We start from the raw sequence: 25430 nt of genomic DNA on the forward strand, positions 1-25430 counted from the left end.
GCTCGGAGGCGGTGACCGCCTCCTCCGCCGCGATGGCCGCGTGCGCCGCCTGCGCGAAGCCGGCGCGCACGTCGCTCCGCGCCGCGTCGGCCGAGAGCGCCGCCGCCCGCGCGCCGCTGCGCGCGGCGGAGAGCTCGAACCAGGCGTTCGGCACGAGGATGGGCACGCGCGCCGCGCCGGAGACGACGAGCTGCTCGAGCGGCTGGATCGCGATCGGCGCGGGCGGCTTCTGGCCCGGCTGCAGCGGGAGCAGCGCGCCGAGAGAGACGATCGCGTCGTCGCTGTTCCGCGTGTAGGTCGCGCCCGCGGAGAGGGTGGGGAGGAGCGGGGCGGCGGCCTGCCGCGCGACGCCCGAGGCCTCGTCCGCGCGGGCGCGGGCCTGGGCGAGGGTGAGGTTCTGCGCGTCGAGCTCGGCGAGGGCGGCGGAGAGGGACAGCGTGGCGGGGGCGGGCTGGGTCGAGCCCGGCGTCGGGGCCGGGGTCGGAGTCGAGGTCGAGGTGGGCGCCGGCCCCGAGGTCGAGGTCGGCGTCCCGGTCGACGCCGCCGTCGCCCCTGCCGCTCCGGTCACCATCCACACCATCAGCACGGTCTCGATCATCCCGTTCCTCCCTCGGCGCGCTCGCCGGGCAGCGGCGGTAGAGCAAGCCCGGTGCCCATCGGCGCGCGCTGCGCCAGCGCGCACTTGCGTGCGTGCAGCCCCGAACGAGCTGTGAACCAATCCGAACGGGCCTGTCGGATTTCCTTACGATAGAGCGAGGTCTCCTCGCGGAAACAGGGGCTTCCGGGGCGGCGGGGGACGGGGACCCGCGCGGCACGCGCCTTGCGCTCTGGACAGCGCCCCGCCCGGCGGCGGGACAGGAGAGCCCACCGATGCGTCGAGTCGTCGTCATCCTCGTCGTGCTCACGGTCGTCCTCGCGAGCCTCATCGCGCTGCGCCTCTGGACGCAGGCGCGGGCGCTCGCCGCGCCCTCCGGCGGGTCGGGGGAGATCGAGGGGACGGACGTCGACCTCTCCTCGCGCGTCGGGGCGCGCATCCTCGAGCTCCGCATCCGGGAGGGCGATCGCGTGAAGGCCGGTGACCTGCTCGTCCGGCTCGACTGCGCCGACCCGGCCGCGCAGCTCGCCGAGGCGGAGGCGCGGCTCGCGGCGGCGAAGGCGCAGGCGGTCGCGGCGGGCGCGCAGATCCAGGCATCGCAGCGCGCGCGCACGGCGGCGGGCGCCTCCGAGGAGGCGGCGCGGGCGCAGGCGTCCGCGCTCGCGGCGCAGCGCGACGCGGCGGCCCGGCAGGCGAAGCGGCTCGAGGCGCTCCCGCAGGACGTGCCCGCCTCGAGCATCGACCAGACGCAGGCCTCCGCGGCCGGGCTCGAGCACCAGACCACGGCGGCGAGGGCGCAGGCGATCGCGAGCGCCGCCCAGGTCCGCGCCGCCGAGGTCGGGATCCGCTCGGCGAGCGCGCAGGCCGATTCCGCGGTGGCGCAGATGCGCGCGGCCGAGGCGTCGGTGGAGCGCGCGAGGCTGCTCGTCGGCGAGTGCGAGGTGCGCGCGCCGCGCGACGCGGAGGTGGCGACGCTCCCGCACGAGGCAGGGGAGCTCGTCTCGCCCGGCGCGACCCTGGTCCGGCTCGTGGATCTGACCGAGGTGAAGGCGACCTTCTACCTGCCCAACGCGGAGGTGGGGGCCGTGAAGCCCGGCGCGAAGGCCACGGTCGTCGCGGACGCGTTCCCGGACGAGCGGTTCGAGGGCACGGTCCGCACGGTGGCGCTCGAGGCCGAGTTCACGCCGCGCAACATCCAGACCCGCACCGACCGCGACCGGCTCGTCTACCCGGTGGAGGTGACGGTGAAGAACCGCGACGGCAAGCTGCGCGCGGGGATGCCCGTGCAGGTCACGATCGGCGAGGGGAGGCGCTAGGTGCAGGAGCTCCACGCCGCGCGCGGCGAGGCCGCCCCGGAGGCGGGCGCGGGACCGGCGCTCTCGGCGCGCGGCCTCTCGCGCCGCTTCGGCGAGGTGACGGCGCTCGACGGGCTCTCCTTCGAGGTCGGCCGCGGGGAGCTCTACGGCCTCGTCGGGCCCGACGGCGCCGGCAAGACCACCGCCATCCGTGCGCTCGCCGGGCTCATCCGCCTCGACGGCGGCGAGGCGCGGGTGCTCGGGCTCGCGGCGGACGACCACGCGGTGCGGGAGCGGGTCGGGCTCATGCCGCAGCAGTTCAGCCTGTACCGCGATCTCTCGGTGGGCGAGAACCTCCGCTTCTTCTCGCGCGTCTTCGTGCTGCCGCGCGAGGTGTACCGCCGCCGCGCCGAGCGGCTCCTGGAGATCACGCGCCTCGCGCCGTTCCTCGACCGACGCGCCGACGCGCTCTCCGGCGGCATGTACAAGAAGCTCGCCCTCGCGTGCGCCCTGCTCCACGAGCCGGAGGTGCTGCTCCTCGACGAGCCGACGAACGGCGTGGACCCGGTCTCGCGCCGGGAGCTGTGGGCGCTCCTGCACGAGTTCGTGCACGGCGGCATGACGGTGCTCGTCTCGACGCCGTACATGGACGAGGCCGAGCGCTGCGGGCGGGTGGGGCTCATGAACCGCGGGCGGCTCCTGCTCGAGGGCGCGCCGCCCGCGCTCATCGCCGGCTTCCGCGACGAGGCGTACGAGGTGCGCGGAGGGGAGCGCGACCGGGTGGAGGCGGAGCTGGCCCGGACGCCGGCCGTGCGCGCGGCCTCGCCGGCCGGCGAGCGGCTCCGCATCGTGGTGGCCCGCGGCGCCTCCGCCGAGCTCGCGCGGGCGCTCGCGCCGCTCGGCGCCACGCTGGCGCCCGTGACGCCGGACTTCGAGGACCTGTTCCTGTCGCGGATCCGGGAGGAGGAGGCATGAGCGCGCCCGGTCCCGGCGCGCCCGTCATCGAGGCGCGAGGGCTCACCCGCCGCTTCGGGGCCTTCACCGCGGTGGACGCGGTGAGCTTCGAGGTGGAGCGCGGCGAGATCTTCGGCTACCTGGGCGCGAACGGCGCCGGGAAGTCCACCACCATCCGCATGCTGAACGGCCTGCTCGCCCCGACGAGCGGCACGGCGCGGGTCGCCGGGCACGACGTGGCCGCCGATCCGGACTCCGTGAAGGCGTCCATCGGCTACATGTCGCAGAAGTTCTCCCTCTACCTGGACCTTCCGGTGATGGAGAACCTGCTCTTCTTCGGCGGCGCCTACGGCCTCTCCGGCAAGGCGCTCCGCGTGCGCGCCGGAGAGCTGCTCGAGCTCACCGGGCTCGCCGGGCAGGACGCGGCGATCACCGGCTCGCTGCCCGGGGGCATGCGCCAGCGGCTGGCGCTCGCCGGCGCCATCCTCCACCGGCCCGAGGTGGTGTTCCTCGACGAGCCCACCGCCGGCGTGGACCCGGTGGCGCGCCGCGCGTTCTGGCGGCTCATCCGCCAGCTGTCCTCGGGCGGGACCACGGTGTTCGTCACCACCCACTACCTCGACGAGGCGGAGTACTGCCGGCGCATCGGGCTGATGGTGGACGGACGCCTGGTGGCGCTCGACTCGCCGGCGGGGCTGAAGCGCACCTGGGTCCCGGACCGCGTGCTGGTCGCGCGGGGACAGGGGCTCGCGGGCGCCGCGGCGGCGCTGGCGGGGCGCGACGGCGTCCGGTCCGTGCAGCCGTTCGGCGCCGGGCTGCACCTGCGGGTCGATCCGGCCCGCCTCGACGAGGCCGGGGTGGCCCGGATCCTCGCCGCCGCGGGCGCGCGCGAGGTGGCGGTGGACCGCGCCGAGCCGTCGCTCGAGGACGTGTTCCTGGCGGTCGTGGGGCGCGAGGCGCGAGGGGAGGCCGCGACGTGAAGGGTCGAATCGGTCGGTCGCTGGTGCGGATCTACGCCATGGCCGCGAAGGAAGGGCGCCACATCGTCCGCGATCCGCGGACGCTCTACATGTCGCTCGGGATGCCCGTGCTGCTGCTGTTCCTCTTCGGCTACGGCGTCGCGTTCGACATCGATCGCATCCCGCTCGCGGTCGTGGACCAGGACCGCACCGAGTCGTCGCGCGCGCTCGTCCACGCGCTCACCGCGTCGCGCGAGCTCGTCTCGGTGGGCGAGCTCCCGGATCCGGCGGCCGCGCTCGGCGCCTTCCGGAAGGAGCGGGCGGTGGCCGCCCTCGTGGTGGAGAAGGGCTACGAGCGCGCCCTGCTGGCGCGCGAGGTGGTGCCGGTGCAGCTCCTCGTCGACGGAGCGGACGCGCTCGTCGCGAACCAGCTCCTCGCCAAGGCCGACGCGCTCGTCCGCGCCGAGTCCCAGCGCCTGGCCACCCTGGAGGTGGGGGAGAGGACCCCGCCCGTGCGGGTGAAGGTCTGGACCCGGTACAACCCCGACGGCCGCTCCGCGTTCTACATGGTGCCGGGGCTCGCCGCGTACCTCCTCGCCATCACCGCCGTGCTGCTCACCGCCCTCACCATCGCGGGCGAGTGGGAGCGCGGCTCGATGGAGCAGCTCTTCGCGTCGCCCATCGGCCGCCTGGAGATCGTCCTCGGCAAGCTCTTGCCCTACCTCGGCCTCGGGCTGCTCGAGTTCCTGCTCGTGGTGGCGTTCGGGATGACGGCGTTCGACCTGCCGATGCGGGGCAGCGGCTTCGCGCTCGCGACGCTGGGCCTCGTCTTCCTGCTGGGCATGCTGGGGCAGGGGCTGCTCGTCTCGGTGATCGCCAAGAACCAGACCGTCGCCACGCAGGCCGGCACGATGTCCTCGCTGCTCCCCTCGCTCCTCCTCTCCGGGATGATCTTCCCCATCGAGAACATGCCGGTGGTCCTCCAGCAGATCTCGCGGGTGATCCCCGCGCGCTACCTCGTCCACGGGCTCCGCGGCGTGCTGCTCAAGGGGAACGGCCTCGACGTGCTCTGGCCGGACCTGGTCGCGCTGGCCGTCTTCGCGGTGGTGGTGATCGGCCTCGCCACCGCCCGCTTCCAGCGGAGGCTCGCGTGACCGGCCCCGTCCGTCCCTCCGCCCGCGTCCAGCTCGCCGCGATCTTCCGCAAGGAGGTCCAGCAGACGGTGCGCGACCGCCGCATCATGTTCATGCTCGTGGTCGCGCCGCTCATCCAGACGGTGGTGTTCGGCTTCGCGGTGGACTTCGAGGTGGACCGGGTGCCCACGCTGGTCGTGGACGCCGATCGCAGCGCCACCTCGCGCGAGGACGCGCGGCGGCTGCTCGCCGACGGGACGCTCCTGTCGGTGGGCGAGGAGAGCTCGGCGGAGGCGGCGAGCGCGGCCCTCGACGCCGGCCGCGCGTCGGCGGCGCTCGTCTTCGAGCGGCGCGCCGAGGCGGACCGCCTGTCGGGGCGCGGCCAGGAGGTGCAGGTGCTGCTCGACGGCACCGACCCGAACCGCACCACGGTGACCTCGGGCGCGGTGTCGCGCTTCTTCTCGGAGCTCGGCGAGCGGCTCGCGCGCGAGCGGATCGAGGCGAGCGGCCAGACCCCGCCGGCCCAGCTCCGGCCCATCCCGCGCGTGGCCTTCAACCCGGGCCTCGCGACCGCGCCGTACATGGTCCCCGGGATCGCCGCCATGCTCCTCGTGATCGTGACGACCTTCACCTCGGCCATGGGGCTCGCGCGCGAGCGCGAGATGGGCACGCTCGAGCAGGTGCTCGTGACCCCGATCCGGCCGGTGCACCTGCTCGTCGGGAAGATGGCGCCCTTCGTGGTGATCGGCCTCGTCGTGGTGACGCTGCTGGTCGGCGTGGGGACGTGGCTCTTCGCCATCCCCATCCGCGGGAACCTGGGGCTCCTGCTCGTCGGCACCCTCCTGTACCTCCTCACCACCCTGGGGGCGGGGCTCCTCATCTCCACCGTCTCGGCGAACCAGCAGCAGGCCTTCCTCGGCGGCTTCCTGTTCACAATCCCCGCGGTGCTGCTCTCCGGCCTCATGACGCCCATCCTCGCCATGCCGGGCTGGCTGCGGCCGCTCACGCTGCTGAACCCCATCCGCTGGTACGCCGAGATCATGCGCGGCGTGCTGCTCCGCGGGGCGGGGTTCGCGGACCTGTGGCTCCAGTTCGTCGTGCTGCTCGTGATCGGGGTCGCCATCGTGGCGGCGGCGACCCTCCGGTTCCAGCGCAGGCTCGGGTGAGCGGCGGGCGGCGCGCGCAGGCGCCGCGCCATAAACCCGCCTCCGCGGCGCGCCCGCGTTAGAGTGCCGCCCGTGGACACCGTCGTCGCGATCCGCGGAGTCACGAAGAGGTACGGCCCGCTCGTCGCGGTGGACGGGATCGATCTCGGCATCCGCCGCGGCGAGATCTTCGGGCTGCTCGGCCCGAACGGCGCCGGCAAGACCACCCTCATCTCGATGATCGCAGGGCTCCTCCGCCCGACCTCCGGCGAGATCTCGGTGCTGGGGCACGACGTCGTCCGCGACTACCGCGAGACGCGCCGTGCGATCGGGCTCGTGCCGCAGGAGATCAACTTCGACCCGTTCTTCAACGTCGAGGAGACGCTCCGCATGCAGGCCGGCTACTTCGGCGTGCGGCTCTCCGAGGAGCGGCTCGTCGAGATCCTGGGCGCCCTCGACCTCCTCGCGAAGCGCACCACCAACAGCCGGGCGCTCTCGGGCGGCATGAAGCGGCGGCTGCTCATCGGCAAGGCCCTCGTCCACGATCCGGCCGTGCTGTTCCTCGACGAGCCGACCGCGGGCGTGGACGTCGAGCTCCGGCGCGCGCTGTGGAGCTACGTGCGGCGGCTGCGCGAGCGCGGGACGACCATCGTGCTGACGACGCACTACCTCGAGGAGGCGGAGGAGCTCGCCGACCGCATCGGCGTCATCGACCGCGGACGGCTCCTCGTCGTCGAGGACAAGGACGTGCTCCTCTCGCGCCACGGCGCGAAGGTGCTGCGGCTCTCCCTCGCGCGCCCGCTCGCGGCCCTGCCCGCGCCGCTCGCGGCGGCGGGCGCCCGCCTCGAGGCCGGCGGCTCGGTCGTGTCGTTCGAGGCCTCGGGAGGCGACGCGCTCGGGCCGCTGCTCGCGGCGGTGGCGGAGGAGGGGCTCGCCGTGCGAGACGTCGAGACGCGCAGGACGACGCTCGAGGACGTGTTCGTGCGGCTCGTGTCGCGCGACCGCGAGGGGGCGCCGGCGTGATCTCGCTCGGGCTATGGACGCTGCTGCAGAAGGAGGTACGCCGGTTCCTGCGCGTGCCCGGGCAGACGCTCCTCTCGCCGGTCATCACCACGGCGCTGTACTTCATCGTCTTCGGCTACTCGCTCGGCGGCCGGCTGCGCGAGGTCGAGGGCGTGCCCTACGCGCGCTTCATCGTGCCCGGGCTCGTCACCCTGGGCGTCGTGACGAACGCGTACCTCAACACCGCGTCGTCCATGTTCGTCATGAAGCTGCAGGGGACGATCACGGACCTCCTGGTGTCGCCGCTCTCCTACGGCGAGATCCTCGCCGGGTTCGTCGTCGCCGCGGTGCTGCGGGGGCTGCTCGTCGGCGCCGTCACGTGGGCGGTCGCCGGGGCGTTCAGCGGCTTCGAGGTCGCCCACCCGCTGCTCGCGCTCGCGCTCGTCGTGCTGGCGGCGGTCGCGTTCTCCGCGTTCGGGCTCATGACGGCCATCTGGGCGAGCTCGTTCGAGCAGGTGAACTTCTTCCCCACGTTCTTCATCACCCCGCTCACCTTCCTCGGCGGCGTCTTCTACTCGATCGAGATGCTGCCGGCGCCGTTCCGCGCCTTCACGCACGTGAACCCGATCTTCTACCTGGTGGACGGCGTGCGGTTCGGGATGCTCGGCATCTCGGACGCCCCGCCCGCGGCCGGGGCCGCGCTGCTCGTCGTCGTCGCGACGGGCGCGGTCGGCGCCGCCTACGCCATGCTCCGGTCCGGCTACAAGCTGCGCGGCTGACCCGGTGCGACCTGCCTCTTAAGGGGTAGAGCGCGCCTTCCCGCGCCGACAGCTTTGCAGCCGCGGGCCGCGGTGGTCAGGCCGGGCGCAAGGCCTGCGCGACCCTTCACATGGCGTGCCGTGAGCGGCTTTTCCGGGATCGAAATCGTCCCGACATGGGTTTATGCTACGGCCCCCTCGAAGCAGGGGTCTCGCGCAACTCGCGATACGGAGGTTTCTCCACATGCGTCGTTTGTCCGTCGTGATGCTCGTCTCGCTGGCCGTGGCGGGATGCAAGAAGCAAGAGCCCGCCCTGCCGCAGAGCAACGCGGCGCAGCCGAGCGCTCCGGCGCCCCAGGATGGGGTCGCGGCCCCGTCCGCCGGGCTCCAGGGCAAGGTCCTCGAGCGACTCGATGCTCCGCCGTACAGCTACCTCAAGCTCAAGACCGCGCAGGGCGAGACCTGGGCGGCCGTGCCGAAGACCGACGTCGAGAAGGGGAAGGACGTCACGGTCGCGGGCGCGATGCCGATGAAGGACTTCGAGTCGAAGACCCTCAATCGCAAGTTCGACGTCGTCTACTTCGGCACGCTCGGCGGCGGCGAGGCCCCCGCGGGCGCCCCGGTGGGCGGCGGCATGGGCGGCGGCGGGATGATGGGCGCCGCGCCCGGCGGTCAGGGGCCCGAGTCGATGGCGGCGGCGCACGCGGCCGCGGCGGCCGGCCCGAAGGAGGTCGGCGACGTGAAGGTCCCGAAGGCGGGCGGCCCCGACGCGCGGACCGTCGCCGAGGTGTGGACGCAGCGCGCGGCGCTCAAGGAGAAGAGCGTCTCCGTTCGCGGCAAGGTCGTGAAGTGGAACGCCGGCATCATGGGCAAGAACTGGCTCCACCTGCGCGACGGCTCCGGCACGGCCGGCAAGGACAACGACATCACGATCACGACGAACGACGACGCCGCGGTCGGCGACGTCGTCCTCGTGAAGGGCACGGTCCGCGTCGACAAGGACTTCGGCGCCGGCTACGCCTACCCGGTGATCATCGAGGACGCGAAGCTCTCGAAGTAGCCGCTCCTCGAGCGTGAGCCCAGGCGGGCGCGGTCCTCGCGGGCCGCGCCCGTTTTCCTTCCGGGCGGCCGACGTGTAGATTCGGCCGCCCGTGGCGACCGCTCCCGAGACCCTCTTCTCCGCCGCGGACCGGCGAGCGCTCGAGTCGGAGGTCGCGGACCTCGCCGACGTCTCGAGCGGTCTCGGGCGCGCAGAGGGCGAGCCTGCCGGCGCCGAGACGCCGGAGGACGCCGCGCTCCGCCGGAGCTGCGCCGCGCGGCTGGAGGCGCTGCGCGCGCGCTGGCGCGAGGCGCCCGAGCTGTTCGGCCCCGCCACCGTCGGCCGGCTCCGGACGCTCGCGGAGGCGATCGGCCGTCCGTCCGCCGCGCCGCCGCCCCCGGCGACGCCGTCGGGCGCGCGCCAGCTCCTGCGCGAGGTGTTCGGGCACGAGGCTTTCCGGCCAGGCCAGGAGGAGATCGTCACGGCCGTGCTCGCCGGACGCGACTGCGTGGGCGTCATGCCCACGGGCGCCGGCAAGTCGCTCACCTACCAGATCCCGGCGCGCATCCTCGGCGGCACGACCCTCGTCATCTCGCCCCTCGTCGCGCTGATGAAGGACCAGGTCGACGCCATGGGGCGCGTCGGGCTGCGGGCCGCGTTCCTCAACTCGACGCTCTCCCCCGAGGAGCGGCGCGACCGCGTCCGCGCGCTGCGCCGCGGCGAGCTCGAGCTCCTGTACGCCGCGCCGGAGGGGCTCGAGGCCTCGGTCGGCAGCGCGCTCGAGGGCGTGCGGCTCGCGCTCATCGCGGTCGACGAGGCGCACTGCATCAGCCACTGGGGCCACGACTTCCGCCCCGCCTACCGGAACCTGGCGGGCCTCAAGGAGCGGTTCGGCGCGCGCGTGCTGGCGCTCACGGCCACCGCGACGCCCGAGGTGACGCACGACATCGCCGCGCAGCTCGGCATGGAGCGGCCGCTCCTCGTGCGCGGCTCCTTCCTGCGCAGGAACCTGTCGCTCCACGCGGTGAAGAAGGGCGAGGGGCTCAAGGCCCGCGACGCGATCCTCCGGCTCGTCCGCGCGCGCAGGGGTGAGAGCGGCATCGTCTACGCGCTCTCGCGCAAGTCGGTGGAGGAGACCGCCGAGCTCCTGAAGGACCACGGCGTCCGCGCCGAGGCGTACCACGCCGGCCTCGAGCCGGAGGTCCGCGCCCGCGTGCAGGACGCCTTCCGGTCGGGCGAGATCGACGTCGTCACCGCGACCGTGGCGTTCGGGATGGGGATCGACAAGCCGGACATCCGCTTCGTCATCCACCGCGACCTGCCGCGCTCGATCGAGTCGTACTACCAGGAGATCGGCCGCGCCGGCCGCGACGGCAAGCCGAGCACCTGCGTCCTCCTCTACTCCTGGGCGGACGTGATGAGCTGGGAGCGGCTCCTGGGCGACGTCGAGCCCGAGCTCGCCGAGGCGCAGAAGCGGCAGGCGCGGGCGATGTACCGGCTCGCGGACGGCGACGGCTGCCGGCACGAGCGGGTGGTCGGGCACTTCGGCGAGGTGATCGCGCCGTGCGGCGACGCGTGCGATCGCTGCACCGGCGAGGACGTCGTCGAGAGCGCGCCGGCGGTGCGGGCGTCGCGCGCCGGGCGCGGCGCCGCCGGTCGCAAGCGCGACGCCTCCCGGGGGCGCGACGCGGCGCTCGACGCCGAGGTGGATCTCGAGCTCTTCGAGGCGCTCCGCGCCTGGCGCGGGGAGGCGGCCCGCGCCCGCGGCGTGCCGGCCTACGTGGTCTTCGCCGACGCCACCCTCGCCGAGCTGGCGCTGCGGCGGCCCGTCACCCGGGACGAGCTCCTCGAGGTGAAGGGCATCGGGCCGCGCAAGCTCGAGGAGTACGGGGAGGCGCTCGTGAAGATCCTGAAGCGGTAGACGACCTCGACCTCGACCTCAGCCTACCTGCAGACTCCGATGGCGCTCCCCTCGACCCTCCACCACTTCGACCTCCGCGTCACGCACGCCGACACCGGCGTCGAGGCGACCGTCGCGCTCAAGGTCGCGCGCCATCCCTCCGAGACCGCGGAGCGGCTCTGGCTGCGCGTCCTCGCCTACGCCTGGCAGTGGCGCGAGGGGATCGCGTTCGGGCCGGGGCTCTGCGAGCCGGACGCTCCGGACGTGCTCGCGGCGCTGCCCGACGGCCGCACGGCGCTCGTCGTGCGGGTCGGCAAGCCCGAGCCGCAGCGGATCGAGCGCGACGTGAACGCGAACGCGGGCGCGCGGGTGGCGGTGCTGTTCGAGTCGCCGCGCCGCCTCGAGGCGTTCCTGGCAGAGGCGCGCGAGCGCCGGCTCGCCCGGGTCGCCCGCGCCGATCTCGCCGCGGTGGATCCCGGGCTCCTCGCCTGGCTCTCACGCCATGAGGACCGCCGCGCGCGGGTCGGGCTCACGTTCGTCGCCGACCACGTCTACGCGGAGCTGGACGGTGAGTCGGCGGACGGGCCACTCGGCCGGGCGAGCCTCTGAGTCCCTGATCCCACAGGGGTTTTGGCGCCGCCCGTCGATGGGCATGAAATCCGCTGCCGCAGCGTTTAATCATCCGTAAGTGGACTGTTTCGGTCCATGATGGATCGGCCCGCGGAGGCGGACGGATGATCAGAATGTCCAAGCTCACCGACTACGCGATCGTGCTGCTCGCGCACCTCGCGCGCAGCGGCCGCACGCTCGCCGCGCAGGAGCTCTCGGGGCGCTCGGGTGTGCCGCTCCCCACCGTCTCCAAGCTGTGCAAGGAGCTCTCGAAGGCCGGGCTCGTCGTCTCGCACCGCGGCCGTCACGGCGGGTATGGGCTCGCGCGGCCTGCGGAGCGCATCTCCGTGGCCGAGATCGTCGAGGCGCTCGAGGGGCCGATCGCGCTCACCGACTGCACCTCGCCGGCGAAGGTGGCCTGCGGCATCGAGGCGACCTGCCCCGCGAAGGCGAGCTTCGACCCCGTCACCCGCGCGATCCAGGGGGCGCTCGCGGGCCTGCCCCTCTCCGCCATCGCCCCCTTCCGCGCGCCGGCCGACGAGTCGCCCGCGCCCGTCACGCTGGGAGTCCACGCGTCATGACCACCGCGCAGCAGCTCAAGGAGCTGACGCAGCAGAAGTACCGCTACGGCTTCGTCACCGACATCGAGGAGGACAGGGTCCCGCGCGGCCTGTCCGAGGACATCGTCCGCCTCATCTCGGCGAAGAAGAACGAGCCGCACTTCATGCTGGAGTGGCGCCTCAAGGCGTACCGGAACTGGCTCACGCTCGAGGAGCCGACCTGGGCGAACGTGAAGTACCCGCCCATCGACTACCAGGACATCGTCTACTACTCGGCGCCCAAGCAGAAGAAGCCGCTGGCCTCGATGGACGAGGTGGACCCCGAGCTGAAGCGCGCCTTCGAGAAGCTCGGCATCCCGCTCGCGGAGCAGCAGCGGCTCGCCGGGGTGGCGGTGGACGCCGTGTTCGACTCGGTGTCCGTCGCGACCACCTACAAGAAGAAGCTCGGCGACCTGGGCATCGTCTTCTGCTCGTTCTCGGAGGCCGTGCGCGAGCACCCCGCGCTCGTCGAGCGGTGGCTCGGCTCGGTCGTGCCGTACAGCGACAACTACTTCGCGGCGCTGAACAGCGCGGTCTTCTCCGACGGCTCGTTCGTCTACGTGCCGAAGGGCGTGCGCTGCCCGATGGAGCTCTCGACCTACTTCCGGATCAACGCGAAGGACACGGGGCAGTTCGAGCGGACCCTCATCGTCGCCGACGAGGGCGCGTACGTCTCCTACCTCGAGGGCTGCACGGCCCCGCAGCGGGACGAGAACCAGCTCCACGCCGCCGTGGTCGAGCTCGTGGCGCACGAGGGCGCCCACATCAAGTACTCCACCGTCCAGAACTGGTACCCCGGCGACGCCGAGGGCCGGGGCGGCATCTACAACTTCGTGACCAAGCGCGGGAAGGCGCTCGCGCGGGCAAAGATCAGCTGGACGCAGGTCGAGACCGGCTCGGCGATCACCTGGAAGTACCCGTCCTGCATCCTCCAGGGCGACGACTCGGTGGGCGAGTTCTACTCGGTCGCGCTCACCAACCACCGGCAGCAGGCGGACACCGGCACGAAGATGATCCACGTCGGCAGGAACACCCGCTCGACGATCATCTCGAAGGGCATCAGCGCCGGCCGGGGCCAGAACACCTACCGCGGGCTCGTGAAGATGATGAAGGGGGCGGTGGGCGCCCGCAATTACTCGCAGTGCGACTCGCTCCTCATCGGCGACCGCTGCGGCGCCCACACGTTCCCGTACATCGAGGTGCGCAACCCCTCGGCGAAGGTCGAGCACGAGGCCACCACCTCGAAGATCAGCGAGGACCAGCTCTTCTACTGCAAGCAGCGCGGCATCTCGGACGAGGACGCGGTCTCCATGATCGTCAACGGGTTCGCGAAGCAGGTCCTGAAGGAGCTGCCGATGGAGTTCGCGGTGGAAGCGCAGAAGCTCCTCGGGATGAGCCTGGAAGGGAGCGTCGGCTAGCGATGGGAGGGAACGTCCAGGTGAACGGCGCGAGGGACGCCGCGGCGCTGCTGCGGGTGAGCGGGCTGCGCGCGAGGGTCGCGGGCGGGGAGGGCGAGATCCTGAAGGGCGTGGACCTCGAGATCCGGCCGGGCGAGGTGCACGCGATCATGGGGCCGAACGGCTCCGGCAAGTCCACGCTCGCGGGCGTGCTCGCCGGCCGCGAGGCGTTCGAGGTGACGGGCGGGTCGGCGACCTACGCGGGCCAGGACCTCCTCGCGCTCGCGCCCGAGGCGCGCGCGGCGGCGGGGCTGTTCCTGGGCTTCCAGTACCCGGTGGAGATCCCCGGGGTCGGGAACCTCTACTTCCTCCGCACCGCGCTCAACGCCATCCGGCGCTCGCGCGGCGAGGAGGAGCTCGACGCGATGGACTTCCTCGCGCTCGCCAAGGAGAAGATGAAGCTCGTCGAGCTCGACCCCGCCTTCGGGAGCCGTTCGGTGAACGAGGGCTTCTCCGGCGGCGAGAAGAAGCGGAACGAGGTCTTCCAGATGGCGGTGCTCGAGCCCAGGCTCGCCATCCTCGACGAGATCGACTCGGGGCTCGACATCGACGCGCTCCGCGTGGTCGCGCGCGGGGTGAACGCGGCGCGCGGCCCGGAGCGCGGCATCCTGCTCGTCACCCACTACAAGCGGCTCCTCGAGTACATCCCCCCCGACGTCGTGCACGTCATGGCGAACGGGCGGATCGTGCGCTCGGGCGGGCCGGAGCTCGCGGACGAGCTCGAGCAGACCGGCTACGCGTGGACGGACGGCATGCGGCCGGAGCTCGCCCAGCCCGCGGGCGCGTGAGGAGCGCGATGACGCCCGTCGAGTCGAGCCTCGTGGAGCTGTTCGCGAAGGACCCGCGCGAGCCCGGGTGGCTCGCCGAGGCCCGCCTGGAGGCGCTGGCGCGCTTCCGCGCCCGCGGCCTGCCCACCTCGCGCGACGAGGACTGGCGGTTCACGAGCCTCGCCTCGCTCGCGCCCGTGGTGCTCGAGCGGACGCGCCCCGCGGACGCCGAGGCCGGCGCCGCGCGCCTGGGGGCGCTCCTCGCGCGGGCGCCGGGCGGCGGCCCGCGGCTCGTGTTCGTGGACGGCCGGCTCCGCCGCGAGCTCTCCGTGATCGAGGGGCTGCCCGCGGGCGCGATCGTGTCCTCGCTCGCGCAGGCGCTCCTCGAGGCGCCGGCGCTCGTGAAGCCGCACCTCGGCCGGCTCGCCCGCCCCGAGGAGCACGCGTTCGTCGCGGCGAACGCCGCGCTCATGGCCGACGGCGGCTTCGTGCACCTGCCCGCCGGCGCCACCCTCGACGCGCCCGTCGTCCTCGTGTTCCTCGCCTCCGGGGCGCGCCCCGCGCTCGCGAGCCCCCGCACGCTCGTCGTCGCCGGCGAGGGCGCCCGCGCGACCGTCGCCGAGGTCTTCCTGGGGGAGGACGGCGTCTACCTCACGAACGCGGTCACGGAGCTCGTCCTCGGCGAGGGCGCCGACGTCGAGCACGTGCGGCTGCAGGACGAGTCGCCGCGCGCCTTCCACGTGGGCGTCGTCGCCGCAGAGCAGCAGGCGAAGGCGACCCTCGCCGCGCACGCGCTGTCGCTCGGCGGGCGCCTGTCCCGGAGCGAGCTGCGCACCCGGCTCGTCGGCGAGCAGGCGAGCGTCGCCGCGAACGGCCTCTACATGGCGGACGGCGAGCGGCTCGTGGACAACTTCTCCTGGGTGGAGCACGCCGTGCCCCGCTGCTCGACCACCGAGACGTACAAGGGCGTCCTCGACGGCCACGCGCGCGGCGTCTTCTCCGGCCGCATCCGCGTGATGCCGGGCGCGCAGAAGACGGTCGCCCGTCAGATGAACTCGAACCTGCTCCTCTCCGACGACGCGATCGTCGACACGAAGCCGCAGCTCGAGATCTTCGCGGACGACGTGAAGTGCGGCCACGGCGGCACGGTCGGCCAGCTCGACGAGGCCGCGCTCTTCTACCTGCGCTCGCGCGGGCTGCCCGCGGCCGAGGCCCGCGGGCTCCTCATCTATGCGTTCGTGGCGGAGATGGTGGACCTCGTCCGCGCCGCCCCGCTCCGCGCGGCGGCGAAGGGCCTCGTCCAGGCCCGGCTCCCCGCGGGCGCGCGGCTCCTGGAGGCGGCATGAGCGTGAGCGGAACGAGCGCGGCGGGCGAGAAGCGGCTGAGCGGGGCGGCCCCGGCGCGGCGGCCCGCGCCGGCCTTCGACGCGGCGCGCGCGCGCGAGGACTTCCCGATCCTGCGCCAGCGCGTCCACGGCCGTCCGCTCGTGTACCTCGACAACGCCGCGACGACCCAGAAGCCGCGCGCCGTCATCGACGCGATCTCCCGGTACTACGAGGAGGACAACGCGAACGTGCACCGCGGCGTGCACCTCCTGTCCGAGCGGGCCACGCGCCGCCACGACGAGGCGCGCAAGCGCGTGGCGCGCTTCATCGGCGCCCCGGATCCGCGCGAGGTGATCTTCGTCCGCGGCACCACCGAGGCGGTGAACCTCGTCGCGCAGACGTTCGGGCGGACGCGGGTCGGGGCCGGCGACGAGGTGCTCGTCACCGAGCTCGAGCACCACTCCAACATCGTCCCCTGGCAGATGCTCTGCCAGGAGAAGGGCGCGCGGCTGCGCGTCGTGCCCGTGACCGACGCGGGCGACCTCGACCTCGACGCGCTCGAGGCGCTCCTCGGCCCCCGCACCCGGCTCCTCGCGGTGACGCAGGTCTCGAACGCGCTCGGGACGGTGAACCCGCTGCCCGAGATCATCGCGCGGGCGAAGGCGAGGGGCGTGCCGGTGCTCGTGGACGGCGCCCAGGGCGCGCCGCACCTCGGCTTCGACGCCGCCGCCTCCGGCGCGGACTTCTACGCGTTCAGCGGCCACAAGCTGTACGGGCCCACCGGCGTGGGCGTGCTGTGGGGGCGCCGCGAGCACCTCGAGGCGATGCCGCCCTGGCAGGGCGGGGGGGACATGATCCTCTCCGTCACCTTCGAGAAGACGATCTACAACGCGCTGCCCCACAAGTTCGAGGCCGGCACGCCCGACATCGCCGGCGCGATCGGGCTCGCCGCCGCCATCGACTACGTGGACGGCCTCGGCCTCGAGGCGATCGCCGCGCACGAGCGCGAGCTCCTCGCGCTCGCGGTGGACGCGCTCGAGGCGGAGGAGGGCGTGCGCCTCGTCGGCACGCCGCGCGAGCGCGCGGGGGTGGTCTCCTTCCTCGTCGGGGACGTCCACCCGCACGACGTCGGCACCGTGCTCGACCGGCACGGGGTGGCCGTCCGCGCCGGGCACCACTGCGCCCAGCCGCTCATGCAGCGCCTCGGCCTCGCGGCGACGGCCCGCGCGTCGTTCGGGCTCTACAACACCCCCGAGGACGTCGACGCGCTCGTGCGCGGGATCCGCGCGGTCCGGGAGATGTTCGCCTGAGCCGCGCCTCGCGGCGGCCGGAGTGAGGACATGTCGGAGCTGACGGATCTGTACCAGGAGGTGGTGCTCGACCACGGCAAGCGACCCCGCAACTACGGGCCGCTCGAGGGGGCGACGCACCGCGCGGAGGGCCTGAACCCGCTGTGCGGGGACCGGATCGCCGTCCAGGCGCGGCTCGAGGACGGCGTCGTCCGCGACGTCCGCTTCGAGGGGAGCGGCTGCGCGATCTCGAAGGCCTCGGCCTCGGTCATGACCGGGTTCGCGAAGGGCAGGACGCCGGCCGAGATCGACGCGGTGTTCGAGCAGTTCCACCGCCTGGTCACGGAGGGGCCCGGCGCGGTGGACGCGGAGTCGCTCGGCAAGCTCGCCGTGTTCGGGGGCGTGCACGAGTACCCGACCCGCGTGAAGTGCGCGAGCCTCCCGTGGCACGCGCTGCGCCAGGCGCTGCGCGGCGGCGGCGAGGCGATCTCGACGGAGTGACCATGGCCTTCTCCCGCACGCCCACCTCCACGCGGCGCGACGTCCCGGCCGTCCGGGTCCCGGACGGCGACCGTGTCCTGCTCCCCTCCGGCACGTGGCTCGTCGTGCAGCAGGCGCTGGGCGGTCAGTTCACCGCCATGACCGAGCTCGGCGGACTCGTCCGCATCGACGGCACCGACGCGGACGCGCTCGGCCCGGAGTTCGAGGCGGAGGCCCGGAGGTTCGCGGCAGAGCGCGCCGCGGCGGTGGAGGGCCCGTTCGACGAGGAGAAGGTCTGGGAGGCGCTCCGGACGGTCTACGACCCGGAGATCCCCGCGAGCATCGTCGAGCTCGGCCTCGTCTACGCGCTCGCCGCCGAGCCGGTGGAGGGCGGCCACAAGGTGCACGTGAAGATGACGCTCACGGCGCCGGGCTGCGGCATCGGTCCGGTGCTCGTGGACGACGTGCGGCGCAGCGTGCTCGGCGTGCCGGGCGTGAAGGACGTCGACGTCGAGCTCGTCTTCGATCCGCCCTGGGACCCGTCGCGGATGAGCGAGGCGGCGCGGCTGCACCTCGGCATGATGTAGGGACCCTCAGCTCTCCACGACGTACTTCAGCACGGTCGAGGCGATCCGGACGACGTCCCCGTGGCGGAGCGTCTGCTCCTGGACGAGCTTCGAGTTGAGGAACGTCCCGTTCGTCGAGTCGAGGTCCACGAGCACGTGGACGCCCCCCGAGACGAAGATCCGAGCGTGCCGGCGCGACGCCTGGTCCGAGCCCACCACGACCGTGTTCCCGGCCTCCCGGCCGATCGTCACGTCCTCGTCGCCCAGGGCGTAGGTGCGTCCCTTCTCCGCCCCGTCGGCGGCGTGGACGACGACGAGGGAGGCTTTCGCGGTTCGGGCGCGGCCGGTCGCCTGGGGCGCCGCGCCGACGCGGGTCTCGTCGAGGCTCATGCCATCGCGTTAGCACGGCCGGGAGGGAGCGAGAAAGGGGGCGGGGTACGCACAAGGTGGGCCGGTTTCCGTGCGCGCGGGCGTGCGCTCCCGCCGCGAGCGCACGATCCCGCGCCGCGTGCGAATCGCGTGCCTCCTCTACAGCTTTTGCCCTGAGCAATTCACGGATCCAAGGGGGAGGACACCATGAACAATCGGTGGAGGAGAGCCGCGATCCTCGCGGCGCTGCTCGTCGGGGCGCCTGCCTACGGGCAAGGCGCCGGGTCGCAGATGGGAACGGGCGGCCAGCGGTCACCGGGTGACGACGCGCCGCGGAGCACGACGAGCAACCGGGGCACGGGATCGAGCGCGACCGAGCAAGGCTCGACCGGCAGCCGCGGGTCGACCAGCAGCACGATGGGGACCGGGAGCGCCGGGACCGAGTCCGGCAAGGCGCTGAAGAAGGATCTGGTGAAGGCCGTCCAGGAGCTGCACGCGGCCAACCAGACCGAGGTGCAGCTCGGTCAGCTCGGCGCCCAGAGCGCCCAGGCGCCCGAGGTGAAGCAGTACGCCGAGAAGCTGGCCCAGGATCACCAGAAGAACGACGACCAGCTCCAGCAGCTCGCGCAGACGATGGGCGTGAACCTGCAGGGCGAGGAGACCCGGGAGAAGACGAAGGAAGGCCAGGAGCGCGTGACGGACCTGCAGAAGAAGCAGGGCGCCGAGTTCGACAAGGCCTTCATGAAGGACATGGTGAAGGACCACAAGAAGGACACGAAGGAGGTCGAGAAGGCGGCGAAGGAGGCGCGCAAGGAGAACCAAACGCAGCTCGCCTCGTTCTTCGAGACCACGCACACGACGCTCCAGGGCCACCTGCAGGAGGCGCAGCGGATCGAGAAGCAGCTCGAGCGGGGCGGCTCGCAGGCGCGCCACGGCTCGCGAGCCGGCGAGATGGGCACCGGCAGCGGCGCGGCAGGCAAGGGTGGCGGGACCGGCGGCGCCGGGGGCCCTTCCGGCTCCGGGACGGGCAGCGGCAGCGCGCCCACCGGCGCGGGCGGGACCGGCGGCGGGTCGGGCGGCGGCAAGTAGCGACGCTCGAAGAAAGTCGCGAGAGCGAGACGGCCGGGCACGGCGACGCGCCCGGCCGTTTCGCGTCCGCGGCGCGCCATCAGCCGCGCACGATCCGCCGCGGCACGCGCACGTCGAACGTCGCGTCGCCGCGGCGCACCGTCAGGACCACCGCGGTCCCCTCGGGCCCGCGGATCGCGTCCACCGCCCCCGCGAAGCCGAGCTCGGTCACGGCCCGCCCCTCCACGCGGATCACGAGATCCCCGGCGGCGATGCCCACCTCCGCCGCCCCGCCGCCGGGCACCACCTGCGCGACCTGCAGCCCGTCGTCGCGCGTCGCGAGGACGATTCCGATCCCGGCGAGATCCACGCGCGGCTCCTCCCCCGCCTCGACCGGCCGGAGCCGGACCTCGAGCGCGCCGGCGCCGCCGCCCGGGGGGGCGTCCACGCCGACGATGCGCGCGTGGTGCCCGGCCGCGGCGACGAACAGCGAGGCGCGGCGCGGCAGGCTCGAGAGCGCGAAGCGGCCGTCGTCCCCCGTGGTCGCCTCGGAGAGCGCCGGGAAGGTCGAGGCGGCGCTCTCGGCGAACGTCCCCTCGACCGAGATGCGCGCGCCGGCGAGCGGGGCGCCCGTCGCGTCGTCGCGCACGATCCCCTCGACGCGCCCGCCCGGCTCGAGGGCAGCGTCCGCCACCGCCTCCGCGTCCGGCGCGGGGACCTCGACGGCGAGCTCCCGCGAGGGCGCGTACCCCGGCGCCGACACGGTCACGACGGCGGGACCGGGCGCGAGGTCGTCGAGCGCGTAGCATCCGGACGGATCGATGACCGAGCGGCTCGCCTGCGGCACGAGGCGGAGCGGCCCGCGGCGCTCGAGCACGGTCACCGTGAAGGGCGCGACCGGCCGTCCGGAGGCGGCGTCGCGGACGCAGCCGCGCAGCCGGCCGCCCGCGCCGAGCTCGAGCAGGAGCTCCCGCGCGCCCGGGCTGACGCGCCGCGCGGTCGCGGGAGCGCGCCCCTCCGCCCGCGCCGTGACGCGGTAGCGCCCGGCGGCGAGGTCCGCGAGCGCGAAGCGGCCCTCGTCGTCCGTCAGCGATTGCGCGGCGGGGGGGCCGGCGCCCCCGAACGGCCCCTCGGGCGCGGCGGTGACGAGCGCCCCCGCGATCGGGCCGCCGCCCCTCTCGACGACGCGCCCCGCCACCGGGCCGGGCGACCCGAGCGAACGGTGGGCGGGCCCCAGCGTCACGGTCACGCGGCCGTTCAGCAGGGCGAGCCCGTCCACGGGGGCGCGCCCGGGGAGGAACCCGTCCTTGCGCGCCTCGAGGACGGCGCCCTCCGGCGCCGAGAAGTGGAACTCGCCCGCGGCGTCCGTCGTGAAACGGTCCGCGATGGGCACGAGCGCCGCCTCGGCCGCGGCTCCCGAGAGCCGCACCTCGGCGCCCGCGATCGCGTGCCCCTCGCGGTCGACCACGCGGCCGGCGATCGGCGTCGCGGGTACGAGGTGGATCTCGAGCCCGCGCACCGGACGCCCCGCGCGCGCGTCGAGCTGGACGGGGCTGTGGCCCCACTCCGGCGCGAACGGCAGGAAGCCCGGAGCCACCACCGCCGCGAGGAGCCAGCGACCCTCCGCCGGTGGCTCGAAGCGAAACGCGCCGTCCGGGCCGGCGCGCACCGAGGCGGCCGCCCCGGCGCGCGAGAAGGTCAGGTCGGCGCCGCCGACGCCGGCGCCGCTCGTGCTCGAGACGACGCGTCCCTCGAACGTGGCCGGACCCGGCGCGGCGGAGTCCGCGCCCGTGGCGGGGACGGCGGGGACGCGGATGGGGAGGCGCGAGGGTGGATGATCCGGCGCCGCGCGGGCGGTGTCGCTCGCGGGCGCGGGCGGGCGGGCGGGCGGGAGCGGAGCGGCGCGCTGCGGCTCGCGCATCGCCCACCAGGCGAGGAGCGCGGCGAGCGCCGCGGCGAGGAGCACGAGCCCGGCTGCGACGGGCGCGCGGCGGCGATCCGGCATGGCGCAGGTATAACGCGCGGCCGGGCGGGACGAGGGCCGGAGAGCGCCGAGGTCCGGCCGGGGTCGCCCCTACGCCGCCAGCGCCGCCGGCCTCGGGCGGATCTCCACCTGCCGCAGCCCCCCTCCGCGCAGCACGTCCACGCGCAGCGCACCCTCGCCGCCGAGCACCATCGCCCGCACCAGATCGTCGAGCGTCTCGACCGGTCCTCCCGCCGCGCCGACCACCAGGTCCCCGCCGCGGAGCCCCGCCGCCTCGGCGGGCGAGCCGGCGACGACCTCCATCACGCGCACGGCCCTCCCGTGCCCGGCGGCCTGCGCGTCGGCCGGATCGAGGTCCTCGCCGCGCGCGGAAACGCCGAGGAAGGGCCTTCGCACCGAGCCGTCGCGGATGAGCACCGAGGCGATCCAGCTCGCGGTGTGCGCCGGGATGGCGAAGCCGATGCCGTGCGCCCAGGGGAGCATCGCCGTCGTGATGCCGACCACCGCGCCGTGGGCGTCCACGAGCGGCCCGCCGGAGTTGCCGGGGTTCACCGCCGCGTCGGTCTGCACGAGCCCCTCGAGCACCTCGCCCCGCGCGGCGGGGAGGTTGCGGTGCAGCGCGGAGACGACGCCCGTCGTGACCGAGCGCTCGAAGCCGAGCGGGTTGCCGATGGCGAGCACGATCTCCCCGACGCGCAGGCGGCGCTCCGCGAGCGGGAGCGGAGGGAGGTCGCGCGCCTCGGCCCGCACGACGGCGAGGTCAGTGAGCGCGTCCGCGCCGGCGAGCTCGCCCTTCACGGTGCGCGCGCCGGAGAGGCGCACGCGCAGCGGGCCGGGCCCCGCCGCCACGTGCGCGTTCGTGAGGATCCAGCCGTCCGGCGCGAGCACCACGCCCGAGCCGAGGCCGCGCCGGTGCTCGACCCCGACCACGCTCGGCGACGCGAGCGCGACGAGGTCGGCGAGGCCGCTCGAGAGGTCCGCGATGGGGATCACGACCGCCTCCCGTGCCCGCGCGCGCCGACCGTGACCGTCACGTCGCGCACCTCTCCGGCGCGCAGCAGCTTCATCGGCACCGCGTCTCCGATCCGGTCCTCGGCGAGGAGCCCGAGGAGCTCGGACGGATCCTGGAGCGTGTCTCCCCCGAACGAGAGGAGCGCGTCGCCGAGGAGGATCCCGGCGCGCTCGGCGGGGCTCTCCGGCTCGACGCGCGTGACGAGGAGCGCCACGTGCTCGCCGGTCGCCGCGCGGAGCGGGGCGGGGAGCGACACGGGCATCGTCGCGAGGCCGAGGTAGCCGCGGCGCACCTCGCCGTGGGCGAGGAGCGACTTCACGACCCGGCGGAGCGTGGCCGGCGGGACGATCATCGCGCTGCCGCGCACGAGCCCCGCGGAGAGGAGCCCGAGCGGCGCGCCCCCCGCGGACACCGCGAGGCCGCCCGAGACGCCGGGGTGCAGCGCGAGCGTGGTCTCGAGGAACCGGTCGATCCGGCCGCCCCGGCCGCCGCGGTACTCGCCCGCTGCGCGCGCGACGAGACCGAGCCCGACGCGCGGGCTCTTGCCGGGGCGCGTCACCCCGAGGACGAGCGCCCCGGCCGCGAGCGGCGGGTCGGTCCAGGGGGCCGGGGCGATCCCGCCGCCGCGCAGGCGGAGGGCGGCGAGGTCGGTGGTAGGATCGCGCCCGACGACCTCGGCGACGGCCGTCTCGCCGGACGGCAGCCCGACGTCGATCTCCTCGTCGCGATCGAGGACGTGATGGGCGGTGACGACGATGCCGTCGGCTGACCAGGCGACGCCGCTCGCCGCGCGGCCGCGGCGGCCCTCGACGCGGACGACGTGCTCCTGGGCGAGGCGGACGAGCTCGGTGAGCTCGTCGGACAGGGCGGACAGGGTGTGGGCTTCCATGGCTTCTCGCTCTCCGTGGGCGCCGGGGACGGTTGGCGCCCGGGGGAAAGCGTAGGAAGGCGAGCGGGGCGGCACATCGGCGGGAGGGACGGGAGCGCGACCTGGTCGGATGGGTAGGATCCGGGGGCGCGGCGGCGAGATCGGGGCGGGGACGTGGCCGGGGTCCGGTCGAGTTCGGGTCGTGGTCGGGTCGGGGTCAGGGTCAGGGTCAGGGTCGAGGTCGAGGTCTGCGCACTCGTCGGATGTTCGAGGTCCCTCCCTCGTCGCGCGCCGTGCGCCGAGCGCCGTTACATCCGCCTCATGTCCGTCCGCGTCCTCCTCGTCGGCGACGACCCGCTCGCTCGCGCGGGGCTCGCGGCGCTGCTTGCCGGCCGCGCGGATCTCGTGCTCGCGGGCGAGTCCGACTCCGATGCCGCGGCGGAGTCGATCGTCGCGACCGGGCCGGACGTGGTGCTCTGGGATCTCGGCGTCGCGGGCGAGGCGGCCGAGGCGCTGAACGGGGCCGGGACCGCGGCGATCCTGGCCCTCGCGGCGGACGAGTCGCACGCCTCCGAGGCGCTCCGCGCGGGCGCGCGCGGCGTGCTCCTCCGCGGCATCACCCCCGACGCGCTCTCGGCCGCGCTGGTCGCGGTCGCGCGGGGGCTCGCCGTGCTGGAGGCGCCGCTCGCGGGCGAGTGGCTGCGGCTCCCCGACGCGCCGCTCGCCGCCGAGGGGCTCACCCCGCGCGAGCGCGAGGTGCTCTCGCTCCTCGCCGAGGGGCTCGCGAACAAGGCCATCGCCGCGCGGCTCGGGATCTCCGATCACACCGCCAAGTTCCACGTGAACGCGATCCTGGGGAAGCTCGGGGTCGAGAGCCGGGCGGAGGCGATCGTCAGGGCCGCGCGGCTGGGGCTCGTGGCGCTGTAGAGCGGTCGCGAGTCCCCCCCGAGACGCCGCGCCGTAACCCGCCGGGGAGCGGCGTCGCGCGTCGGCGGGCGACACGAACAGCGCCAGGGGGACGCCATGGCCGAGGATCCAAGGGAAGCCGCCGAGAAGAAGGCGCAGGCGCGGGTGGAGGAGATGGGCGGGGCGGAGGCGGCGCGCGCGCTCCTGCGAGCGGAGAAGGTCGCGGTCCTCACGACCCTCTCGCAGCGCAGGCCGGGCTGGCCGGCGGCGTCGCTCGCGCCCTTCGCGCTCGACGCGCGCGGGGCGCCGATCCTGCCCCTCTCGGCGCTCGCGCAGCACACCCGCAACCTCGAGGCGGATCCGCGCGCCTGCCTGTTCGTGTACGACGCGGCCGCCGCGGTGAAGGACGCGCGCACGGCGCCGCGGCTCACCCTCTACGGGAAGGTCTCGGTGCTGGAGGGCGCGGACGAGACCGAGGCGAAGACCGCATACCTCGCCCGCCACCCCGACGCGCGCGGCCTCCTCGGCCTCGACTTCAAGCTCTACCGCCTCGCGGTCGAGGAGGCGCAGTGGGTCGGCGGCTTCGCCGCGGCGGGCTGGCTCACGCCTGCTGAGCTGTTCTGACGGGCAGCACGAGTGCGGGTACTGGCCGGACGAGCGTGGGTGTTTCGACCGCCGTCTTACGTGCGCTTGCCGGATTCCGGCATCGACGGGGTCGGCACACGCGCTTCGAGCGCGACACCATGAACGCGAGGGTGGCGGCGGAGCAGGCGAACGTCTCGCCGTGTGTCGGGACGGCTGGGCGCGGCGCAGAGGGTGAATGCGGACTTCTCGTAGGCGCTTCCGCAGCTCGCGCCGGCGCACGGCCGGAGCGTCGCGGGAGGTCCTCTGTTCACCTACCGTAACGACTATCGCCAGCGATAGTCCGCCGGAACTTCGCAGCGTCGCTCGCGCTCAAGGCGTCCCAGTTGCGGTGGGTGAAACAATTCCCATTGACGCCTTCTCGCTTCGATCGCGCTCGGCATATGGGTAGGCGCGGGAGGGCCGCTCTCGCGCACGCGCCTCGCGCGTGAAGCGCGCGCCGATCGGTTTGAGGCTCCGACGAGGGCGCAGCGGAGAACGCCGCGCAGACGCGAACCTGGAGCGTCTCTGGAGCTCCGGAAATCGCGTGCTACGAAGGGTGTACTGGAGGTGCACCCCATGTCTGCGCTCGCCCCCGCTTCACTCGAGTCGAACGTTCTCGCCCTGCGCCTGCGCGAGCTCGCCGGAGAGGAACGAAACGTCCAGGTCGACTTCCTCCTGCACCTCGACGAGTTCGATCGGCGCCGCGCCTTCGTTGAAGCCGGCCATG

The 25430-nt window shown here is 74.3% G+C and carries 25 protein-coding genes and 1 pseudogene; 21 read left to right on the top strand and 5 right to left on the bottom strand.

Going from position 1 to position 25430, the window contains the following annotated elements:
• A partial coding sequence (locus tag MNZ29_RS16580) for a TolC family protein (RefSeq protein ID WP_242355980.1) occupies window positions 1-598 on the bottom strand: 598 nt, incomplete at its 3' end.
• Window positions 599-870: 272 nt separating this feature from the next.
• On the opposite strand from MNZ29_RS16580, the gene MNZ29_RS16585 reads away from it, so the two are divergent.
• From MNZ29_RS16585 to sufT, 17 genes are all read left to right on the top strand, one after another.
• Complete coding sequence (locus MNZ29_RS16585) at window positions 871-1911, top strand: HlyD family secretion protein (protein ID WP_242355982.1); 1041 nt, start codon at window positions 871-873, stop codon at window positions 1909-1911.
• Window positions 1912-2865 carry an ABC transporter ATP-binding protein gene (locus tag MNZ29_RS16590; protein WP_242355984.1) on the top strand — a complete coding sequence of 318 codons (954 nt, stop codon included), beginning with the start codon at window positions 1912-1914 and terminating at the stop codon, window positions 2863-2865.
• Complete coding sequence (locus tag MNZ29_RS16595) at window positions 2862-3824, top strand: ABC transporter ATP-binding protein (RefSeq protein ID WP_242334448.1); 963 nt, start codon at window positions 2862-2864, stop codon at window positions 3822-3824. The genes MNZ29_RS16590 and MNZ29_RS16595 overlap by 4 nt, the downstream gene beginning before the upstream one ends.
• A complete protein-coding gene (locus tag MNZ29_RS16600) occupies window positions 3821-4957 on the top strand; it encodes an ABC transporter permease (RefSeq protein WP_242355986.1) in 1137 nt (378 codons plus the stop codon). The genes MNZ29_RS16595 and MNZ29_RS16600 overlap by 4 nt, the downstream gene beginning before the upstream one ends.
• Window positions 4954-6102 carry an ABC transporter permease gene (locus MNZ29_RS16605; RefSeq protein WP_242355988.1) on the top strand — a complete coding sequence of 383 codons (1149 nt, stop codon included), beginning with the start codon at window positions 4954-4956 and terminating at the stop codon, window positions 6100-6102. Before MNZ29_RS16600 ends, MNZ29_RS16605 begins: the two co-directional genes overlap by 4 nt.
• A gap of 72 nt (window positions 6103-6174) precedes the next feature.
• Window positions 6175-7104, top strand: coding sequence for an ABC transporter ATP-binding protein (locus MNZ29_RS16610; RefSeq protein WP_242334457.1), 930 nt, complete (start codon window positions 6175-6177; stop codon window positions 7102-7104).
• The gene (locus tag MNZ29_RS16615) at window positions 7101-7862 is read left to right on the top strand and encodes an ABC transporter permease (RefSeq protein WP_242355990.1); all 762 of its coding nucleotides are present in this window, start codon (window positions 7101-7103) and stop codon (window positions 7860-7862) included. Before MNZ29_RS16610 ends, MNZ29_RS16615 begins: the two co-directional genes overlap by 4 nt.
• Window positions 7863-8085: 223 nt before the next feature.
• Entirely contained in the window at window positions 8086-8901 is an 816-nt protein-coding gene (locus tag MNZ29_RS16620) for an OB-fold nucleic acid binding domain-containing protein (RefSeq protein ID WP_242334464.1), read from the top strand.
• Window positions 8902-8992: 91 nt separating this feature from the next.
• On the top strand, window positions 8993-10801 hold the full coding sequence (locus MNZ29_RS16625) for an ATP-dependent DNA helicase RecQ (RefSeq protein WP_242355992.1): 1809 nt from the start codon (window positions 8993-8995) through the stop codon (window positions 10799-10801).
• Window positions 10802-10840: 39 nt separating this feature from the next.
• On the top strand, window positions 10841-11389 hold the full coding sequence (locus MNZ29_RS16630) for a YaeQ family protein (RefSeq protein WP_242355994.1): 549 nt from the start codon (window positions 10841-10843) through the stop codon (window positions 11387-11389).
• A gap of 134 nt (window positions 11390-11523) precedes the next feature.
• Window positions 11524-11970 carry an Rrf2 family transcriptional regulator gene (locus MNZ29_RS16635; RefSeq protein WP_242334473.1) on the top strand — a complete coding sequence of 149 codons (447 nt, stop codon included), beginning with the start codon at window positions 11524-11526 and terminating at the stop codon, window positions 11968-11970.
• On the top strand, window positions 11967-13406 hold the full coding sequence (gene sufB / locus MNZ29_RS16640; RefSeq protein ID WP_242334476.1) for a Fe-S cluster assembly protein SufB: 1440 nt from the start codon (window positions 11967-11969) through the stop codon (window positions 13404-13406). Before MNZ29_RS16635 ends, sufB begins: the two co-directional genes overlap by 4 nt.
• Window positions 13407-13408: 2 nt before the next feature.
• Window positions 13409-14233: a Fe-S cluster assembly ATPase SufC gene (gene sufC, locus MNZ29_RS16645; RefSeq protein ID WP_242334479.1), complete on the top strand. Its 825-nt coding sequence runs from the start codon at window positions 13409-13411 to the stop codon at window positions 14231-14233.
• 8 nt (window positions 14234-14241) lie between these two features.
• The gene (gene sufD / locus MNZ29_RS16650; RefSeq protein WP_242334482.1) at window positions 14242-15558 is read left to right on the top strand and encodes a Fe-S cluster assembly protein SufD; all 1317 of its coding nucleotides are present in this window, start codon (window positions 14242-14244) and stop codon (window positions 15556-15558) included.
• A complete protein-coding gene (locus tag MNZ29_RS16655) occupies window positions 15555-16847 on the top strand; it encodes a cysteine desulfurase (RefSeq protein WP_242355996.1) in 1293 nt (430 codons plus the stop codon). The genes sufD and MNZ29_RS16655 overlap by 4 nt, the downstream gene beginning before the upstream one ends.
• Window positions 16848-16877: 30 nt before the next feature.
• The gene (gene sufU / locus MNZ29_RS16660) at window positions 16878-17327 is read left to right on the top strand and encodes a Fe-S cluster assembly sulfur transfer protein SufU (protein WP_242334488.1); all 450 of its coding nucleotides are present in this window, start codon (window positions 16878-16880) and stop codon (window positions 17325-17327) included.
• A gap of 2 nt (window positions 17328-17329) precedes the next feature.
• Complete coding sequence (gene sufT, locus MNZ29_RS16665; protein WP_242334491.1) at window positions 17330-17893, top strand: putative Fe-S cluster assembly protein SufT; 564 nt, start codon at window positions 17330-17332, stop codon at window positions 17891-17893.
• Between the two features lie 6 nt (window positions 17894-17899).
• Here the strand turns inward: sufT and MNZ29_RS16670 are convergent, their stop codons facing one another.
• The gene (locus MNZ29_RS16670) at window positions 17900-18262 is read right to left on the bottom strand and encodes an FHA domain-containing protein (protein ID WP_242334494.1); all 363 of its coding nucleotides are present in this window, start codon (window positions 18260-18262) and stop codon (window positions 17900-17902) included.
• Between the two features lie 186 nt (window positions 18263-18448).
• Between MNZ29_RS16670 and MNZ29_RS16675 the strand changes: the two genes are divergently transcribed.
• Complete coding sequence (locus tag MNZ29_RS16675) at window positions 18449-19330, top strand: DUF4142 domain-containing protein (protein ID WP_242355998.1); 882 nt, start codon at window positions 18449-18451, stop codon at window positions 19328-19330.
• A 79-nt stretch (window positions 19331-19409) separates the two neighbouring features.
• On the opposite strand, the gene MNZ29_RS16680 is transcribed toward MNZ29_RS16675, so the two are convergent.
• The 3 genes from MNZ29_RS16680 to MNZ29_RS16690 all read right to left on the bottom strand — a co-directional run bounded on the left by MNZ29_RS16680 (window position 19410) and on the right by MNZ29_RS16690 (window position 23194).
• The gene (locus MNZ29_RS16680) at window positions 19410-21314 is read right to left on the bottom strand and encodes a carboxypeptidase regulatory-like domain-containing protein (protein WP_242334500.1); all 1905 of its coding nucleotides are present in this window, start codon (window positions 21312-21314) and stop codon (window positions 19410-19412) included.
• A gap of 69 nt (window positions 21315-21383) precedes the next feature.
• Window positions 21384-22286, bottom strand: a complete 903-nt coding sequence (locus MNZ29_RS16685; RefSeq protein ID WP_242334503.1) for a S1C family serine protease — start codon at window positions 22284-22286, stop codon at window positions 21384-21386.
• Window positions 22283-23194, bottom strand: coding sequence for a S1C family serine protease (locus tag MNZ29_RS16690; RefSeq protein WP_242334506.1), 912 nt, complete (start codon window positions 23192-23194; stop codon window positions 22283-22285). Before MNZ29_RS16690 ends, MNZ29_RS16685 begins: the two co-directional genes overlap by 4 nt.
• Window positions 23195-23494: 300 nt before the next feature.
• On the opposite strand from MNZ29_RS16690, the gene MNZ29_RS16695 reads away from it, so the two are divergent.
• From MNZ29_RS16695 to MNZ29_RS16705, 3 genes and pseudogenes are all read left to right on the top strand, one after another.
• Window positions 23495-24100 (top strand): response regulator transcription factor, encoded by a 606-nt coding sequence (locus MNZ29_RS16695; RefSeq protein WP_242334509.1) that lies wholly within the window; start codon window positions 23495-23497, stop codon window positions 24098-24100.
• A gap of 96 nt (window positions 24101-24196) precedes the next feature.
• Window positions 24197-24703 carry a HugZ family protein gene (locus tag MNZ29_RS16700; RefSeq protein ID WP_242334512.1) on the top strand — a complete coding sequence of 169 codons (507 nt, stop codon included), beginning with the start codon at window positions 24197-24199 and terminating at the stop codon, window positions 24701-24703.
• A 576-nt stretch (window positions 24704-25279) separates the two neighbouring features.
• Window positions 25280-25430 (top strand): annotated as a pseudogene (locus tag MNZ29_RS16705) (HNH endonuclease); the annotation flags it as partial.

The sequence above is a fragment of the Anaeromyxobacter sp. SG64 genome (assembly GCF_022690745.1).
Taxonomy (GTDB): domain Bacteria; phylum Myxococcota; class Myxococcia; order Myxococcales; family Anaeromyxobacteraceae; genus Anaeromyxobacter; species Anaeromyxobacter soli.

Excerpts from the sequence above, each read along its gene's own strand:
- MNZ29_RS16585 (WP_242355982.1), top strand. The coding sequence starts at position 871 with ATGCGTCGAGTCGTCGTCATCCTCGTCGTGCTCACGGTCGTCCTCGCG.
- MNZ29_RS16595 (WP_242334448.1), top strand. The coding sequence starts at position 2,862 with ATGAGCGCGCCCGGTCCCGGCGCGCCCGTCATCGAGGCGCGAGGGCTC.
- MNZ29_RS16620 (WP_242334464.1), top strand. The coding sequence starts at position 8,086 with ATGCGTCGTTTGTCCGTCGTGATGCTCGTCTCGCTGGCCGTGGCGGGA.
- MNZ29_RS16630 (WP_242355994.1), top strand. The coding sequence starts at position 10,841 with ATGGCGCTCCCCTCGACCCTCCACCACTTCGACCTCCGCGTCACGCAC.
- MNZ29_RS16635 (WP_242334473.1), top strand. The coding sequence starts at position 11,524 with ATGTCCAAGCTCACCGACTACGCGATCGTGCTGCTCGCGCACCTCGCG.
- sufB (WP_242334476.1), top strand. The coding sequence starts at position 11,967 with ATGACCACCGCGCAGCAGCTCAAGGAGCTGACGCAGCAGAAGTACCGC.
- sufC (WP_242334479.1), top strand. The coding sequence starts at position 13,409 with ATGGGAGGGAACGTCCAGGTGAACGGCGCGAGGGACGCCGCGGCGCTG.
- sufD (WP_242334482.1), top strand. The coding sequence starts at position 14,242 with ATGACGCCCGTCGAGTCGAGCCTCGTGGAGCTGTTCGCGAAGGACCCG.
- MNZ29_RS16655 (WP_242355996.1), top strand. The coding sequence starts at position 15,555 with ATGAGCGTGAGCGGAACGAGCGCGGCGGGCGAGAAGCGGCTGAGCGGG.
- sufU (WP_242334488.1), top strand. The coding sequence starts at position 16,878 with ATGTCGGAGCTGACGGATCTGTACCAGGAGGTGGTGCTCGACCACGGC.
- sufT (WP_242334491.1), top strand. The coding sequence starts at position 17,330 with ATGGCCTTCTCCCGCACGCCCACCTCCACGCGGCGCGACGTCCCGGCC.
- MNZ29_RS16670 (WP_242334494.1), bottom strand. The coding sequence starts at position 18,262 with ATGAGCCTCGACGAGACCCGCGTCGGCGCGGCGCCCCAGGCGACCGGC.
- MNZ29_RS16675 (WP_242355998.1), top strand. The coding sequence starts at position 18,449 with ATGAACAATCGGTGGAGGAGAGCCGCGATCCTCGCGGCGCTGCTCGTC.
- MNZ29_RS16680 (WP_242334500.1), bottom strand. The coding sequence starts at position 21,314 with ATGCCGGATCGCCGCCGCGCGCCCGTCGCAGCCGGGCTCGTGCTCCTC.
- MNZ29_RS16690 (WP_242334506.1), bottom strand. The coding sequence starts at position 23,194 with ATGGAAGCCCACACCCTGTCCGCCCTGTCCGACGAGCTCACCGAGCTC.
- MNZ29_RS16695 (WP_242334509.1), top strand. The coding sequence starts at position 23,495 with ATGTCCGTCCGCGTCCTCCTCGTCGGCGACGACCCGCTCGCTCGCGCG.
- MNZ29_RS16700 (WP_242334512.1), top strand. The coding sequence starts at position 24,197 with ATGGCCGAGGATCCAAGGGAAGCCGCCGAGAAGAAGGCGCAGGCGCGG.